The sequence below is a fragment of the Gammaproteobacteria bacterium genome (assembly GCA_013001575.1).
In the GTDB taxonomy this organism is placed as follows: Bacteria; Pseudomonadota; Gammaproteobacteria; order Steroidobacterales; family JABDMI01; genus JABDMI01.
On sequence record JABDMI010000048.1, the window covers coordinates 1 to 16,763 of the forward strand.

Consider the following 16,763-nt stretch of genomic DNA (forward strand, 5'->3'; position numbering starts at 1 on the left):
CCACTTCCCAGCGATGTGGTGGTTGGGCAAGAATTCTCAGCAGACGCTGAAGCGGTCACAAAGGCCGCAAGCGATGTGTCGGATAGCGATATGATCTTTGACATTGGACCGGATAGCGCCAGTGAGCTTGCCGATATTTTAAAAAATGCCGGCACCATTGTCTGGAATGGTCCGGTCGGGGTATTTGAGTTTGATCAATTTGGCAAGGGGACCGAAACCTTGTCACTCGCCATTGCTGATTCAAAGGCCTTCTCGATCGCGGGTGGTGGTGACACTTTGGCGGCTTTGGAAAAATACAAGATTGAAAACAAAGTCTCGTATATTTCAACCGGAGGCGGAGCATTTCTGGAATTCCTCGAAGGAAAAAAACTTCCCGCGGTTGCGGCTCTGGAAGCCCGCAATAAATAAACAAAGTGTATTGATTCCTTCTAAAGCCGTAATGCTAATACGGCTTTTTTTGTGACTGTAATAAAACAAATACGAAATCAGTGTAAAATCAATGACTTCAAATAAGCAAAATAAAATTTTTCATACAAACACAAATAAGTAATCATGAGACGAACAAAAATAGTGGCAAGCCTGGGACCGGCAACCGATGATCCGGAAATTCTGAAAAAGCTGTTTGCAGCAGGCTTAGACGTTGCCCGACTGAATTTTTCCCACGCCGATCATGCGACCACACGCGAGCGCGTGGCGATGGTACGCAAAGTGGCCAAGGCCGGAAAATACGATGTCGCGATCATGGGTGACCTGCAAGGCCCTAAGATTCGTATCAACAAGTTTGAACACGGTTTTGTTGAACTAAACAAAGGTGATGACTTTTTTCTGGATCCAGATCACCCCGAACGATCGGGTAATGAGCAGGGCGTTGGCATAGCCTATGCCGAATTAGCCAATGATGTGGCCGCAGGTGACACATTATTACTGAATGATGGATTGATCGTTTTGACGGTCGACAACATCGACGGTAAACGCGTCAATTGCAAGATCAAGATCGGTGGTGTGCTGAGTGACAAAAAAGGCTTAAACCTTAAAGGTGGTGGATTGTCGGCAGACGCTTTGACCGAACAAGACAAACTGGATATCGAATTGGCAGCCGAGCTGGACATGGACTATCTGGCCGTGTCTTTTGTGCGCAATAAGGAAGATGTGAATTATGCTCGCTTGCTTATGAAACAGGCGGGATCCGATGCCGGTATTGTGGCCAAGATCGAGCGAACAGAAGCGGTGGAGAATTTGTCGGAAATTCTATCCGCCTCCGATGTGGTCATGGTGGCACGGGGTGATCTCGGAGTTGAGATCGGTGATGCCGAATTACCGGTGGTGCAAAAACACATTATCCGCGAAGCGCGTTCGCATAATCGTGTAGTAATCACCGCAACCCAAATGATGGAATCCATGATCACTAGCCCGATCCCGACCCGGGCCGAAGTCATGGATGTCGCCAATGCTGTGATCGATGGTACTGACGCGGTAATGCTGTCCGGCGAGACCGCAGTGGGAAAATATCCGGTTGAAACGGTCAGCTCCATGGCACGCGTGTGCAACGGTGCCGAACGGCATTTGAACACCGTGCGTTCCAAGCATCGCTTGAATGAGCATTTCACGCGTACCGACGAAGCCATTGCCATGGCCGCGATGTATACCGCAAATCATTTGCATGTAAAGGTTATCGTTTCCTTAACTGAAACGGGTTCAACCGCATTATGGCTTTCACGCATCAGCTCCGGCATTCCAATCCTGGCACTCACCCGGCATGACAAGACCCGGCGTAAAGTTAAAATGTATCGTGGGGTGTATCCGGTGTCTTTTGATGTGTTACGCAAAACCAGTAATCATGTGCTTGAAGACGCACTGGTCTTTTTGAAGAAAAAAGGCATGGTAGAAGCGGGTGATCTGGTGGTCATGACCCGCGGCGACCTTTCCGGTATTACCGGTGGCACCAACACCATGAAGATCCTGAAGGTTTCGGCCACTCCAGCGCTGTAAATAGCGCTACCTTATTAAGCAAGTGTGGATGGATGTGCTGCCGACCAGGCAACATACCCACCGCTTAACGAGGTCACATTCTTGTAACCCAGCTCCTGCAGGCTGCGAGCGGCGTAGGCCGAGCGATTGCCACTACGGCAATAGAGATAAACCGGGGTGTCTGGTGTGATCTCCGGCATATTCGAGAGTTTGAATTCCAGCGTACCACGCGACAAATGCAAGGCACCGGGCAGGGCACCGGCGTTAAATTCCTCGGTTTCCCGCACATCGATCAATACCGCATCATCGCCCAACTCGGGGAGCTCGGTGATGGCTAATTCTTTGATCTCACTTTTGATGCTTTGCAAAACGTCAGCTAATGGCATGATTTTTCCAACATGTGGTGGGTGATGGCAGTAGTATAATCCAATAATTCTATTTAACGGAACAAACTATGCCGCGATTTTTGAAATTTTGTTTGCTTATACTTTCCCTGGTTTCGATCACTTTGCTGATTTCAGGCTGCGATTCGCAAGACAAGACTCAAGGCAATGCTCAATCTGTGGCACAAGAGGTAATTCTTCAGCAGATTGATGCAGCGCGTGTCCCGTATTTGTTCAAAGACACCGAGGGTGAGGTCTGGTTGAGTTATGTGATTCAAGCCAATACAACTTCGACCTTATGGTTACGGCATTGGCAGAACTCGAACTGGTCAGAGCCGCAAGAGGTTGCGTCGGGCGATGACTGGTTTGTGAATTGGGCCGACTTTCCATCGGTTGTCAAAAACAAGGATCGTCTGATGGCGCACTGGCTACAAAAGAATGGTGAAGGTACCTATGCCTATGGCGTGCAGTATGCGGTCAAGGAATTGGGCGGCGAGTGGCAAAACATGGGACCCTTGCATACCGATAACAGTCCCACCGAACACGGCTTTGTGAGTTTACAACCCGACCAAGACCGAATCCATGCTATCTGGCTGGATGGGCGCAATATGCTAGCCGGGCACGGTCACGCTGCACCCGATTCCAAATTGGATGAGGAATCCCACCAGGAAAAACCTCAAGGCATGAGCCTGCGCTACGCCACTCTGGATGCAGAAAATAAAATCACGCAACGTATCGAGTTGGATGAATTAACATGCGACTGTTGTCAAACCAGCACAGCGATGTCCGAGAATGGCCTGGTCATCGCCTATCGCGATCGTGAAATACTTACGTCGGATAGCGAGATTCGTGACATCAAGGTTCTACGCCAACTGGGAAACACTTGGGTGGCATCCAGCGCTTTGGCCACAGACCAATGGGACCTTAAGGCCTGCCCCGTAAACGGACCGGATCTGGCAGCAAACAAGGCACAACTGGCGCTTGCCTGGTTTACCGCCGCAAATAATCAAAGTGCGGTAAAGATCGCATTTTCAAATAATAATGGCGAATCTTTTTTACCGCCGTATGTGGTGGCGACCAAAGGCAGTCTGGGTCGAGTAGGCGTGGACTGGCTCAATCAGGAGCAAGCCGTAATCAGCTGGATTGGTCAATACCAGGGTCAAAGCCATTTTCTGTTTCGTGTTATTGCGCGTGACGGGTCGATGGAGGCAATAAAGTCGGTCTCACAAATTGACATGTCGCGCGCTTCTGGTGTCCCGCAATTCAAAGTTTTGGACAATAAACGGATTTTGTTTGTGTGGACAGAGAGCGGCGACTCACCCAGTATTCAAAGCAAAGTAGTTAACTGGTAATTTAACCGTGATAACGGAAATATGTCACAAACAAATTCAAATCCTAAAGCAAGTCGACAATTAAGCTCACAATCCAGGGCGTTAATACTCCCGGGTGGTGGTGCGCGTGCCGCTTATCAAGTCGGGGTTTTAAAAGCCATAGCCGAATTACTTCCGGATGTGCAAACCTCTCCATTCAGGGTCTACAGTGGCACCTCGGCCGGCGCGATCAACTCCACCGTATTGGCGTCGCACGCCATGGACTTTCATCAAGGTATGCAGAATCTTGAGGCCGTGTGGAATAATTTCAAAGTAAATCATGTGTATAAAACCAATACCATGACCGTGATAAAAAATACGGCGCACTGGTTATGGACCATTCTTTCGGCGGGTCGTTTTGGTAAAAAACCCACTTCATTACTGGATAACCAGCCCTTGCGCGAATTGTTGCAAAAGCAAGTGAATTTTTCGGGCATCGAACAGGGCCTGCAACAACAACTGATCGATGGGCTGATCATTGTGTGCTCGGCTTACAGCACCGCCCAGAGTGTGAATTTTTTCCAGGCGCGGGATACCCAAAATGCCTGGCAACGCTTCCGGCGGGTCGGCGTGCCAAGCCGTATCGAGGTTGAGCATCTCATGGCCTCGGTGGCCATTCCCTATGTGTTTCCGGCGGTGCAAGTGGGCGAACAGTATTATGCCGACGGCGCTGTGCGTCAGGCCAAACCCTTGAGTGCGGCCTTGCATTTGGGCGCCAATCGCTTGATGGTCATTGGTGTACGCGATGAAAAACCAAATTACATTAGCACCCAGGATCAGGTCTATCCCAGTTTGGGGAAAGTTGCGGGCTATATTCTGGATACCTTGTTCATGGACGGTCTTTTCACAGACCTGGAACATTTATTGCACGTCAACCGCCTGTTGGAAAATTTTGATTCCAATCTGGTGCCCGAAAAACCGGTGGACGTGCATATTATCGTCCCGAGTTCCGATATTCGCGACATCGCCCTCAAACATCAACATCGCCTGCCTCGTTCTGTGCGTATTTTCATGGCCGGTGCCGGTGCACGCGACAAGATCAGCGGCAGTCAGTTGGTCAGTTATCTGTTATTCGAACAGGATTATACTCGTGACCTGATCTCATTGGGTTATTGCGATGCGATGGAGCAAAAAGACGCATTGATCGATTTTTTTTGTAGTGAAACGATCACACGCCTGGAGGCTCCGCAAAGAATTAAAGATCAGTTGCAAGCGGGCGGACTGGGTTGATCAGACTAAAAACTAGCGCTTCAGGTCAGGATAAGCGTTGCGAGTCCCAGGAACACCATAAAGCCAAATACGTCGGTCACGGTGGTCAGTACGATATTGCCGGCCAGTGCCGGGTCGGTGCCGCGCTGTTTCAAGAACAGTGGAATGATGACACCGGCAATAGCCGCGATCAAAAGATTAATGATCAGGGCAACACCAATAATGATGGCAATACTCACATCGTTAAACCATATATAGGTGATACCGGCGGTTAATAAGGCCAGGCCAACACCATTGAGCAAGCTAACCGCAATCTCTTTTCCCAAGAGCCAGCGTGCGTTAGACGATTGCACTTGCCCCAGTGCCAGACCACGCACCATAAGGGTTAAGGTCTGACTCCCGGCATTGCCACCCATACTGGCCACAATCGGCATCAATACCGCCAAGGCCACAATTTTGTCAATGGTAACTTGAAAACGATTGATCACCCAGGAGGCCAGAATCGCGGTCCCGAGATTGATGAGCAACCATAAGGCGCGGCGTTTGGCCGACGGAATGATCGGGCCGAAGACGTCTTCCTCTTCATCCAGTCCGGCCAGACTCATGATGTTATGGTCGGCTTGGTCGCGGATCACATCCACCACATCATCAATGGTGATTCGACCAATGAGTTTATTGTGCTCATCCACCACAGCGGCTGATACCAGGTCGCGTTCTTCAAAAAGTTTGGCCACGGCATTTTCATGCAGGTCGGCGGGAATCGGTCTGGTGTCGCTAAGCATGATCTCGGCGACGGCGGTATCGGTGTCGTTGGTTAAAAGATCCGACAAATTCAAAGCGCCCATGTATTCGTTATAACGGTTGACCACAAACAGGGCGTCGGTGTTTTCTGGTAGATCGCCACGTAAACGCAAATACCTCAATACCACATCGAGCTCAACATCGGGTCGTACCGTGATGGTGTCGACATTCATCAAGCCACCGGCGCTGTCTTCCGGATAGGATAAAACCGCTTCCAGGCGTTGGCGGTTTTGCTGATCCAGCGACAACAGAACCTGATTGGTCAGGCGTTCGGGCAGGTCATCAAGGATATCCGCGAGGTCGTCAACTTCCATGCCTTCCAGTGCAGCCAGCAGGTCAGCTTCGTCAGTGCCCGCAATCAGGTTGGCACGCATGTCATCATTGACATGCAGCAGGGTTTCGCCCGCGTCATCCGGGTCGACCAGATTCCACACTACTTCACGTTCAGCGTTGGGTAAAGATTCGATCAAAGAACCGATCTCGGCCGGATGCAGCGAGGACAACATACGCCGAACCGGACGCATAGTTCCGCTATCAAGAGCGTCGCGTAAAGTCTGTAAACGAGTTGTGCTAGGCGTTTCAGTCATAATTGAAATTCTTAGTTTGAAATGTGACTGTTTTTTATTTATCAGGCAGCAGTGTACTCCTGCTGACACTTGAGGTCTATTCGTTAGTGCCGGGCAGAACTGCCGGGTCAAGATTCAGGCTTGTTTTTCAGATAGAAAAAAACCGTTCATTGGTTTTGAGTTCCAGCGAATTCTGATTACTCAATTCGCTGTGTCGAACCAGTACTTGTGCATATTCCTGACTGAAATGCTCGGCCAGGCGCTCGGCGAGATACACAGAACGATGGTGTCCACCGGTGCACCCGATCGCAATGGTCAGATAACTGCGGTTGTTACGCACAAACTGTGGAATCCAGTTACTTAAAAAGGTGGTAATGTCATTTTGCATTTTGAGCACAAGTTCCTGGGCGCCCAGAAAATCAATTACCGGTTGATCGAGTCCGGAATACTGGCGTAAATTCTGATCCCAGTAGGGATTGGGTAAACAGCGTACATCAAAAACGTATTCTGCGTCGGTAGGTACCCCATATTTGAATCCGAAGGATTTAAACAATAAAGACATGGTGCCCGGCAAACGGGTGTATACCCGTTGCGCGATCAGATCACGCAAGTCATGCACCGAGGTACGCGTGGTATCGAAAATAATGTCGGCGGAATGACTTAAGGGGGCGAGCATTTCACGTTCCAGATCGATCGCATCTTCCAGACTCAGATTGTTGCTACTGAGAGGGTGGCGGCGACGTGATTCCGAATAGCGCTTGATCAAGACCTGGTCATCGGTGGTCAGAAACAGGATCTCGGCCTGGATGCCACGTGCATTGAGATCCTTGACCTGTTCGGGTATGGCAGCCAGATCGGTACGTTTGTTACGCGCATCCAGGCCGATGGCCAAATGCCGGTACATCGGGTCATCGCCATGCATTAATTGCTCGATCAACTGGGCTAGCAGGGTGGCTGGAATATTATCAATGCAATAATAGCCAAGATCTTCGAGGCGATGCAATGCTACCGACTTACCGGAACCGGAAAGCCCGCTCACGATCACAATTCGTTTGGTGGTATTGGCAGCCGTTAATGACATGCGCTAACGGTATCATAAGTGGATGTGAAATTCCGCTTATCCTTCTACCAATCCGCCAGTCTCTGTGTCATTAATGTGACAGACATAAAAAAAGCGGCACGCAGCCGCTTGTATGAGTAAAAATGAATACAGGATCAAATGCCCGGGACGCGTTGGCGTTTATCTACCTTGCGAGCATGATGATCCTTGATCTTTTCTTTATGGCGTTTGACTTGGCGATCAAGTTTGTCCACGAGGCCGTCAATGGCTGAATACATATTTTCTTCCGTGGCATCGGCATAGACCTGAGCGCCAGAGACATTAATGGTTGCCTCGGCCTTGTGTCTTAGTTTTTCAACAGTCAAAATTACATTTGCATTTGTCATGTGATCAAAGTGTCGCTCTACACGTTGCATCTTGCTTTCCACAAAATCTTTCAGTGCGCTTGTGACATCCACATGGTGGCCAGTCAAATTAATTTGCATAAACATCCTCCGTATTGGTTTAAAATTTTATTTACTACTTCGGCGTTCACTGGAACTGCCCAGTCCCAATGCTTCACGGTACTTCGCAACCGTGCGACGTGCAACCTGTATGCCATCCTCCTTGAGTAACTGAGTCAACTTGTTATCACTCAGCGGTTTGCCCGGGTTTTCTGCGTTAATCAATTTTTCGATCATGCCCTTAATTGCGGTGGCGGAATGTGCTTCACCGGCATCATTGGTGATCTGTGAAGAAAAGAAAAAACGTAACGGGTAAGTACCGCGTGGTGTTTGCATGTATTTATTAGCCACGACCCTGGAGATGGTCGATTCGTGTACGGACAACAATTTGGCTAATTCTCTCATCATCATAGGCTGCATGGCGATCTCGCCGTGTTCCAGGAATTCACTCTGTCTCGACACGATCGCTTGACTTACTTTTATCAGAGTTTCACCGCGCATGGCAAGTCCTTGTAATAACCACCGTGCTTCTTGTAATTGTTGTTTTAAATCATCATTTCCACGTCCTCGGATACACTTGGCATAATGCTTGTTTACCCTTATATTAGGCAGCCAGGACTGATTTACTTCAATCACCCACTGACCAAGGTGTCGTTTTACTACAACATCCGGGACTACGTGAATATTCTCGGTTTGCGCAAACCTCGCACCCGGTCTGGGGTTTAAATTTCGTACAATCTCGACGGCTTTGTTGAGTTTTTGTTCAGACGTGCGGCACAAGCGGCGTAAGGCGCGGGTGTTGTTTTTAGCGAGGAGATCCAGGTGTTGGGTGATACCGTGGCAAATTCCCCGGTACTCTTTATCCAGATCCAGTCTGCGTAGTTGTATTTGCAGAGATTCACTCAGGTCACGTGCCGCAATCCCGGCGGGATCGCAGTCTTGCAGCACGGATAACGCTTGGCTCAGGTCTTTTTTCGGGAATGGCCCGATCAGACTTTGCAATTGCTCGTGCAATTCATTCAAAGGTTCAATTAAAAAGCCGTCAGAATCCAGGGCATCGATCAAATATTCCAGACAGATCCGCTCATGTTCGGGCAAGCGTTCAAGATCGATCTGGCTGGCAAGATGTTGATTCAGGGTTTCCTGACGATGATCGGCAAAATCCCGCATCTCCGGTAAGTCAGAGGATTTACCCGAGGATTTGGTGTAATTGGTATCCAGCTCACTGGTCGGTACGTCATCCCAATGATCTTCGGAGGCCAGTTCGGTCTCGTTTTCTGTTGCAGGCGCATCGGTATTTTCTGAGATCAGTGCGTCGGACTCATCGGCGTTCACTCGCTCAAGCATGACATTGCTTTCAAGTTGTTGCTGCAGCTCGCCTTGTAGATCCATCACAGACAATTGCAATATTCGCAAACTGTGTTTTAACTGCGGGGTCAGTTTTAACTGAGTACCGAGTTTGATGTTGATGGATTGTTTTAACATACCTTCATGCTAACCAAGATTGACACAAACGACCAGACATTGAGAGTATATATTTACACACGTAAGCACTACTATCTAAAGCACTTGTTTGGTGCATTGAGCTAAATTCAGCCTCAGAGCTTAAAGTCGTCACCCAGGTAAACTTTTTTGACTTGTTCGTTGGCAAGTACAGTGTCGGGTGTTCCGGATGCGATCAACTGTCCTTCGCTCAGAATGTAGGCACGATCACAAATGCCGAGGGTTTCGCGCACATTGTGGTCGGTGATGAGTACCCCGATGCCGCGATCGGTTAATTGGCGAATGATCTTCTGGATGTCGATTACCGAGATTGGATCAACGCCGGCGAAAGGCTCGTCGAGCAAAATGAACAAGGGATCTGCAGCCAGCGCACGGGCAATCTCGACCCGCCGACGTTCACCGCCCGAGAGGCTGATGCCCAGACTGTCACGAATGTGGGTAATGTGCAGTTCTTCAAGTAATTCTTCGAGTTTGCTTTCGCGTTCGGCCCGGGATAAATTTTTGCGCGACTCCAGAATCGCAAAAATATTATTTTTCACACTGAGTTTACGAAATACTGATGCTTCCTGCGGCAAATAACCTACACCCAAACGTGCACGTGCGTGCATGGGCAATTTGGTGATGTTTTGCTGATCCAGGCTTATGCTGCCCGAGTTTGGTTTGACCAGTCCGACGATCATGTAAAACGTGGTAGTTTTGCCAGCCCCGTTAGGACCGAGTAAGCCAACCGATTCTCCGGCGGCAACTTCTAATGACACACCTTTAACCACCTCACGAGTTTTGTAACTCTTTTTGATATTCTCCGCTTTAAGGATACTCGCTTGCTCATTCACACTCATGGTTGTTGGTCACTTTGCGGCTGCTGTTCTTGGGCTTGGTCCTGGACGTCTTCAGCTTGAGGATCCCTATTCTCACCGGGTGGTTCAAAGATCAGACGCACGCGACCATCGCCTTTGCCTTCATTGTTGGCTTTCAGGCGTTCGGCATCAATATCGTATTCGATCAACTCGCCATTCAATTCATTGCCTTGTTCGAGTATTTGAGCGTCTCCAGAAAGTACAATTTTGCGTGTGACCAGGTCAAACTCTATCTCGTTGGCGCGCCCGCGAGCCCGACCTTCCTCATCGATCAGGTATTGGAAATTCACCGGTGCGCCAACCAGCGCAAACGAGCGAAGTTGACGTTGTGCCAGCAAAATGGTGGCGGTTTGTGCCTCGATCTGCATACCGGTTTTTTCAATAGTGATATTGCCATCCAGTTCCCATTCATTTTCAGAACGCGAAAACAGTTTATCGGCGGTGATCCTGGCATCGCCCTGACGAACCACGACATTGCCATTCAGGGTGCAATTATTCAGGTCGGTGCCGCAATCGGAAGAGTCGGCATCAATTTCCAGGGCCAATGACGCGGCTATACTCGCCGGACTCGCTAGCAGGAATAGACAAATTAAAAGGTTGATTAGATAGTGCATAAGATCAAGGTTGTATCCGAATTTTTACATTGGAGTGCAAGCGTACGCGCTGTTTTTCAAGGTCGATCATCATGCCAGTGGCTCGTATGGTTTGTTTGCCTTTGCTGGCCTGGATGCTGTCCCTGGTACTGAGTTTGGCGGTTTTCACATTATAAAGTAAAGAGTCGCTGCTGAAGCTAACCGCTGCGCCCGGCGTATTTTGAGTGGCGATCACATTACCGGAAAAATTTATCTGCTCACGTGAGGCAGGCAGTGTGGCGCTGTCGGCCTGGATATTCCAGTCATTGTTGGCATGGTAGTCGATGTTGATTTTATCCAGAGTCAGGGCATAGCTTGCAGGGTCTTGAACAATTTTATTAGCCGTGATGGTGTACGCGCGTTTTCCGTCCTGGTCATAGCGGATCAATTCCGCTTCATTGAGGTAATAGCCGGGCAGTTCGGTTTGCAAATTATTATTCAGGCTGTCATCGGGTTCCTCTTCATTCAACAAGTTCCATAAAAAAACCGCGGCCCCGAGTAATAACAATGCCATTAATGCTTCACGCCAGGACATTTGTTAGTTGCTGCCCGAACGCTTGGCCAGAATAAGATCACAGACTTCGCGTACCGCACCTTGACCACCGGACTTTTCACAAACCCAGTGCGCCTGTTGTAAAACACTGGTATGGGCATTGGCCGGAGCAAAACTAAGAGCTACCTTTTGCATGGGCTCCAGGTCGGGCAAGTCGTCACCCATGTAAGCACAGTGTTCGGCAGTGATATTGGTTTTACTGAAAAGCTCGTGCATGGCAGGAATTTTTTCACTCTGGCCCAGGTAATGATGCTTAATGCCAAGTTCTGTCAAGCGTGTACGCAAGGCTTCACAATCTCGACCCGATATGACGGCAATGGTGATGCCGGCCTGCATGAGTTGTTTTAAGCCCAGACCATCGTGCACATGGAATACCTTGAGCTCCTCTCCATGTGGGCCGTAATGCAAACGACCATCGGTAAGCACGCCATCAACATCCAGTATCAGCATGCGCAGACCTGACAACTGCTTTGAAATATTTTCCGGTGTGGTCACATGACACCTGCCTTGAACAGGTCGTGAATATTCAAAGCTCCGACCAGTTGGTCATCATCTTTCACCAAGAGGGCGGTAATCTTTTTCTGTTCCATGATCTCAACAGCTTCGGCGGCACGTTGCTCGCTGGAAACACAAATAAATTCACGTGTCATCACATCATCGATGATGGTGTTATGGATATCGACTTCATCGTCCAGCGTGCGCCGTAAGTCTCCATCGGTAAAAATACCAATAAGCTGTTGCTGGTTGTCCTGGATTGCCGTCATGCCCAAACCTTTTTGGGTGATCTCAACCAGTGCTTCACTCAGACTGGTCCGGGTTTTAACGGATGGAATTTGCGTTCCTGTGCGCATCAAGTCACCAATGGTCAATAACAAACGTCGACCCAGACTTCCTCCCGGGTGCGACATGGCAAAATCCTCGGGGGTGAATCCACGAATCTCTAATAAAGCCACCGCCAAGGCATCGCCCAGCGCCAGCGCTGCTGTGGTGCTGGCGGTTGGTGCAAGATTCAAGGGGCAGGCTTCTTCCTCAACACTGGCATTCAGGTGAATCATGGCACGGGTTGCGAGCATGGACTCGGGTTTGCCGGTAATCGCGATCATGGCAATGTTACGTCGTGACAATATAGGCAACAGGGTCAGGATCTCATCGGTCTCGCCGGAGTTTGAGAAGGCGATCAAAACATCATTTTCACTCAACATGCCCAGATCACCGTGACTGGCCTCACCGGGATGCATATAGAATGCGGGTGTACCGGTACTGGCCAAAGTGGCGGCAACCTTGTTGGCGATATGCCCGGATTTGCCCATGCCAGTCACTACAACTTTGCCTTTGCAGTTCAGACAAAGTTCACAAGCGCGGGTAAAGTCGGCGTCAAGATTTTTGGCCACATTCTTGATACCGGCCAATTCTATTTCTAGTGCACGGCGAGCATGTTGTATGGGGTCATGTTTTTGCATGGAGCTATTATAGTTTGTTTATTAGGCGCTCACAGGCGCTTGATCCGCTAGCGATTGCATAACAATGGTAATTTGATACACAAGATAAATTGCGAGTAACAAAATGCCATGCGAACGGGTTAGGGTTGCTTCCGATTTGCCTCCGCGACCTTGCCATAAGCACAAGCCGAACAACAGGCCGGTAAGTAAAAGCATCAGACTGTAGTCGCGCAACATCAGTTCCGCATCAAATGATAATGGACTCAAAACGCCGGCAATGCCAATCACGCCCAGGAGATTAAACACATTCGAGCCGATCACATTGCCCATGGCCAGGTCGGGCTCGCCTTTCAGCGCACCGGCCAAAGAGGCGGCGAGTTCGGGCAGGCTGGTACCTATGGCAACAATGGTTAAACCGATGACTGCGTCTGAAATTCCGATACTGCGAGCTACAAAGGCACTGCCGTCCACCAGGATATTCGCGCCGAGCACCAGGATGACCAAGCCTACGAGCAGCCAGAAAACAGCCTTCGGGAATGAGATGGCCTCGATGGATACCTCATCCAGGATTTCGGGCGGCTTGCCCATTGCCGCTGAGCGTTTGCCATCAATCACGATCCAGGCCATAAAAGCAAACAGGCCCAGTAACATTAGCACGCCTTTGATGAAGGTGAGTTCCAGGTTGTACATGAGTACAAATACACCTAGCATCACGAGCCATAAAATTGGAAATTCCTTACGTAAGGTTTGCGATTGCACCATCAAAGGCATGACCAAAGCGGTGGCCCCAAGTACCAGCCCGACATTGGCAATGTTTGATCCAATCGCGTTACCCAGAGCTATCCCCGGATTGCCTTTGAGGGCGGCACTGGCTGAAACCAGCATCTCGGGTGCGGAGGTTCCAAAGGCCACGATGGTCAGACCGATCAGTAAGGGGGACACTTTCAGTTCTCTGGCTACAGCGGAAGCTCCCCCGACAAAGCGGTCTGCGCCGAATGTCAGGCCAACCAGGCCACCAATTATTTTTAAAATCGCGATTATCATGTTGGATTCTTGATTATTAGTTTGTTTAGATTGTCCTCACAGGAATTTCACAATACCGGTCTATAGTACATAAGTACTGAGGAAAAATAGTAAAGCGCGTATGATACACGCTTGTCGCTTCAAGGGCGCAGCTACACTGGCCGAGACTTGCGGTCGGGGCATACAAATTCAAATCTTTTGGACACACAATGAACAAACACGACATACAAGCACTGATAGAGATCGGCATGCCCGAGGCACAGGTAGAAGTCACGGGCGATGATGGTCAGCATTTTGAGGCCTTGGTGATCAGTTCCGATTTTGAGGGCAAACGCTTGTTACAACGCCATCAGCAAGTGTATGCCTGTTTAGGAGAGAAAATGGGGCATGAAATTCATGCCTTGCGCCTGGCGACCATGACGCCAGCAGAGGCACAACAAAAATCATCACAAGAACAAACAAATTGAGCGTAACAAGAATTTTTAAAAGGTAAATACATTGGACAAATTACAGATCACTGGTGGCACCCGATTACATGGCGAGGTAAAAATTTCCGGGGCCAAAAATGCCGCTTTGCCAATTTTGGCGGCTACATTACTGGCCGATAGCGCCTGCACGATCAACAATGTGCCGCATTTGCGTGACGTAACTACCATGATCCAGCTGCTTGCCAGCATGGGCGTGGATGTAAGCATTAATGAACAACAAACGGTTGAAGTGAATGCTGAACAAGTGAGTTCCACCACCGCTCCGTATGATCTGGTAAAAACCATGCGGGCTTCGATACTGGTACTGGGACCATTATTGGCCCGCTTTGGAAAAGCCAAAGTGTCCTTGCCGGGTGGTTGTGCGATCGGCGCGCGTCCGGTCAATTTGCACGTTCAGGGCTTGCAGCAAATGGGTGCTCTGATAGAGATCAAAGACGGATACATTCATGCCGAATTTCCGGACGGGCAAAAAAGTTTACTCGGTACCACCGTTGTGATGGATACCGTGACCGTAACCGGCACTGAAAACTTGATGATGGCTGCAGCCTTGGCGCAGGGCGAGACTGTATTGGAAAATGCGGCGCGTGAGCCGGAAGTGGTCGATCTGGCAAATATGTTGATCGCCATGGGCGCCAATATCGAAGGCGCCGGTACCAGTAATATTCGTATCAAGGGCGTGAAAAACCTGCAGGGTGTTAATTATCGCGTTTTGCCAGACCGCATTGAGACTGGTACGTATCTGGTTGCCGCAGCCACTACCGGTGGTTCGATCATTGCCAAAAACACGTGCCCGGAACATCTGGATGCGGTGGTCAAAAAACTTGAAGAAGCGGGTGCCGAGGTCAGTAAAGGGGATGACTGGATCAAACTGGACATGCATCAAAAACGGCCAAAAGCGGTGGACATTCGTACCGCACCGCATCCGGCTTTTCCAACCGACATGCAAGCGCAATTTTGTGCCTTGAATGCGGTTGCTGAAGGGACCGGCATTGTCACTGAAACGGTGTTTGAGAATCGTTTTATGCATGCTGTCGAAATGCAACGCATGGGTGCCAATATTCATCTCGAAGGCCACACGGCGATAATCAAAGGTGTGGAAAAATTACAAGCCGCTCCGGTAATGGCCACAGACTTACGCGCTTCGGCGAGTTTGGTGATTGCCGCATTGGTTGCGGAAGGTGACACAGTGATAGAACGTATCTATCACATTGACCGTGGTTACGAACGGATCGAAGAAAAAATGAACTTACTCGGTGCGCAGATCAAACGCATCGATTAATGTTTTCAGGAAGAACCCGGCGTACCCGGGCGCTCTTCAATGGTGGTCACAATGTCCAGTAATTGGCCGTCGCGTTGCACTTGCAAGGTCACGGTGGTGCCGGGTTTAAAGCTCGCCACGGTGTAAGTGGCTTCCAGTTCTGAATTAATTTCAGTGTCATTAATTGCAGTCAGAATGTCGTACGGTCGCACGCCGGCTTTAGCCGCAGGACTGTTTTGGTACACATTACTAATGATGGTGCCTTTATTCACACTAAAGGCTTGACCGTTGGAGTTCACAAAGCGGTCGGTGGGAATGATCCCCAGATAACCCCGGATCACGCGCCCGTGGGCAATGATCTCGCGCGTGACACCTTCGGCCAGATCGGCCGGGATGGCTAATCCTATCCCCGAATTTTCTCCTTGTGCGGCATACACCGCTGTATTGATACCGATCAATTCCCCGCGCGTATTGATCAAGGCACCCCCGGAGTTACCCGCCGTAATGGTGGCGTCGGTCTGGATAAAGTCTTCGTACATGGCAAGATTGATGTTGGCGCGACTGGTCGCACTGATGATGCCCTGGGTCACAGTCTGACCGAGCCCATAGGGATTACCGATAGCCAACACCACATCGCCGATACTTTGCTGTTTGGAGTCGGCAAAACTCAGGGTTGGAAGATTCAGTTTTACTCCGCCATTTTCTATTCGCAATACCGCAAGGTCGGTATCTTGATCGGTGCCAATAATTTGCGCCGAGCTTCTGCGCCCGTCAGGCAGGATGATCAATATACTGTCAACGCCCTTGATTACGTGATGGTTGGTTAACACAATTCCGGTGGGATCCACGATCACGCCAGAGCCTAGACCCTTTTGACGTACCGAGCGTTGTGAAAAGCGCGAGCGTTGTGTGCGTTGACTGAGCAAGGTAGAAGTCTGAATACTGACTACGGCAGGTTGAGCCCTGGCCACAGCTTCGGCATAACTGACCTGACCGGTACTGGATCCGCTATTGGGCAAACCCCGACCTGAAAGCAATATCCATACAAAGGCCAAGCCCAGTCCGATCAAGACGGCTTGCAGGATAAATGCGGTTTTTTTGAGCCAAACTGGCGAATTTATTGTCATGTTAATCGTGTCTTACTGCTTGAAAATATTGACTATTTTCATGTAGTCCTAGGCAATTGTGGGTGCTTTATTGTATAATGTTT

Annotated in this window: 18 protein-coding genes; 6 read left to right on the plus strand and 12 right to left on the minus strand. The window is 49.6% G+C overall.

What is annotated here, in order from left to right; genetic code table 11:
* Together pgk and pyk are read left to right on the plus strand one after the other, a co-directional pair.
* The coding region (pgk, locus tag HKN88_04405) for a phosphoglycerate kinase (protein NNC97294.1) at positions 1-408 on the plus strand (408 nt) is incomplete at its 5' end.
* Between the two features lie 144 nt (positions 409-552).
* Positions 553-1,989, plus strand: a complete 1,437-nt coding sequence (gene pyk, locus HKN88_04410) for a pyruvate kinase (GenBank protein ID NNC97295.1) — start codon at positions 553-555, stop codon at positions 1,987-1,989.
* Positions 1,990-2,003: 14 nt separating this feature from the next.
* Here the strand turns inward: pyk and HKN88_04415 are convergent, their stop codons facing one another.
* Complete coding sequence (locus HKN88_04415) at positions 2,004-2,354, minus strand: hypothetical protein (GenBank protein NNC97296.1); 351 nt, start codon at positions 2,352-2,354, stop codon at positions 2,004-2,006.
* A 68-nt stretch (positions 2,355-2,422) separates the two neighbouring features.
* On the opposite strand from HKN88_04415, the gene HKN88_04420 reads away from it, so the two are divergent.
* Positions 2,423-3,703, plus strand: a complete 1,281-nt coding sequence (locus HKN88_04420; protein NNC97297.1) for a hypothetical protein — start codon at positions 2,423-2,425, stop codon at positions 3,701-3,703.
* Between the two features lie 21 nt (positions 3,704-3,724).
* The gene (locus tag HKN88_04425; GenBank protein ID NNC97298.1) at positions 3,725-4,951 is read left to right on the plus strand and encodes a patatin-like phospholipase family protein; all 1,227 of its coding nucleotides are present in this window, start codon (positions 3,725-3,727) and stop codon (positions 4,949-4,951) included.
* A 20-nt stretch (positions 4,952-4,971) separates the two neighbouring features.
* Here the strand turns inward: HKN88_04425 and mgtE are convergent, their stop codons facing one another.
* From mgtE to HKN88_04475, 10 genes are all read right to left on the minus strand, one after another.
* On the minus strand, positions 4,972-6,318 hold the full coding sequence (gene mgtE, locus HKN88_04430) for a magnesium transporter (protein ID NNC97299.1): 1,347 nt from the start codon (positions 6,316-6,318) through the stop codon (positions 4,972-4,974).
* A 127-nt stretch (positions 6,319-6,445) separates the two neighbouring features.
* Positions 6,446-7,378, minus strand: a complete 933-nt coding sequence (rapZ, locus tag HKN88_04435) for an RNase adapter RapZ (protein NNC97300.1) — start codon at positions 7,376-7,378, stop codon at positions 6,446-6,448.
* A gap of 134 nt (positions 7,379-7,512) precedes the next feature.
* On the minus strand, positions 7,513-7,842 hold the full coding sequence (gene raiA / locus HKN88_04440; GenBank protein ID NNC97301.1) for a ribosome-associated translation inhibitor RaiA: 330 nt from the start codon (positions 7,840-7,842) through the stop codon (positions 7,513-7,515).
* A 27-nt stretch (positions 7,843-7,869) separates the two neighbouring features.
* On the minus strand, positions 7,870-9,285 hold the full coding sequence (rpoN, locus tag HKN88_04445; protein ID NNC97302.1) for an RNA polymerase factor sigma-54: 1,416 nt from the start codon (positions 9,283-9,285) through the stop codon (positions 7,870-7,872).
* 113 nt (positions 9,286-9,398) lie between these two features.
* Positions 9,399-10,142 (minus strand): LPS export ABC transporter ATP-binding protein, encoded by a 744-nt coding sequence (gene lptB, locus HKN88_04450; protein NNC97303.1) that lies wholly within the window; start codon positions 10,140-10,142, stop codon positions 9,399-9,401.
* Positions 10,139-10,774 (minus strand): lipopolysaccharide transport periplasmic protein LptA, encoded by a 636-nt coding sequence (lptA, locus tag HKN88_04455; protein ID NNC97304.1) that lies wholly within the window; start codon positions 10,772-10,774, stop codon positions 10,139-10,141. The genes lptB and lptA overlap by 4 nt, the downstream gene beginning before the upstream one ends.
* Positions 10,775-10,778: 4 nt before the next feature.
* Positions 10,779-11,327 carry an LPS export ABC transporter periplasmic protein LptC gene (lptC, locus tag HKN88_04460; GenBank protein ID NNC97305.1) on the minus strand — a complete coding sequence of 183 codons (549 nt, stop codon included), beginning with the start codon at positions 11,325-11,327 and terminating at the stop codon, positions 10,779-10,781.
* A 3-nt stretch (positions 11,328-11,330) separates the two neighbouring features.
* On the minus strand, positions 11,331-11,795 hold the full coding sequence (locus tag HKN88_04465) for an HAD-IIIA family hydrolase (GenBank protein ID NNC97306.1): 465 nt from the start codon (positions 11,793-11,795) through the stop codon (positions 11,331-11,333).
* A gap of 41 nt (positions 11,796-11,836) precedes the next feature.
* Positions 11,837-12,805 carry a KpsF/GutQ family sugar-phosphate isomerase gene (locus tag HKN88_04470; GenBank protein ID NNC97307.1) on the minus strand — a complete coding sequence of 323 codons (969 nt, stop codon included), beginning with the start codon at positions 12,803-12,805 and terminating at the stop codon, positions 11,837-11,839.
* A 21-nt stretch (positions 12,806-12,826) separates the two neighbouring features.
* Complete coding sequence (locus HKN88_04475; protein ID NNC97308.1) at positions 12,827-13,828, minus strand: calcium/sodium antiporter; 1,002 nt, start codon at positions 13,826-13,828, stop codon at positions 12,827-12,829.
* A gap of 188 nt (positions 13,829-14,016) precedes the next feature.
* Between HKN88_04475 and HKN88_04480 the strand changes: the two genes are divergently transcribed.
* Together HKN88_04480 and murA are read left to right on the plus strand one after the other, a co-directional pair.
* On the plus strand, positions 14,017-14,274 hold the full coding sequence (locus tag HKN88_04480) for a BolA/IbaG family iron-sulfur metabolism protein (protein NNC97309.1): 258 nt from the start codon (positions 14,017-14,019) through the stop codon (positions 14,272-14,274).
* Positions 14,275-14,305: 31 nt separating this feature from the next.
* Positions 14,306-15,574, plus strand: a complete 1,269-nt coding sequence (gene murA / locus HKN88_04485) for a UDP-N-acetylglucosamine 1-carboxyvinyltransferase (protein ID NNC97310.1) — start codon at positions 14,306-14,308, stop codon at positions 15,572-15,574.
* Positions 15,575-15,579: 5 nt separating this feature from the next.
* On the opposite strand, the gene HKN88_04490 is transcribed toward murA, so the two are convergent.
* Positions 15,580-16,680 carry a PDZ domain-containing protein gene (locus HKN88_04490; GenBank protein NNC97311.1) on the minus strand — a complete coding sequence of 367 codons (1,101 nt, stop codon included), beginning with the start codon at positions 16,678-16,680 and terminating at the stop codon, positions 15,580-15,582.
* Between the last annotated feature and the right edge of the window lie 83 nt (positions 16,681-16,763).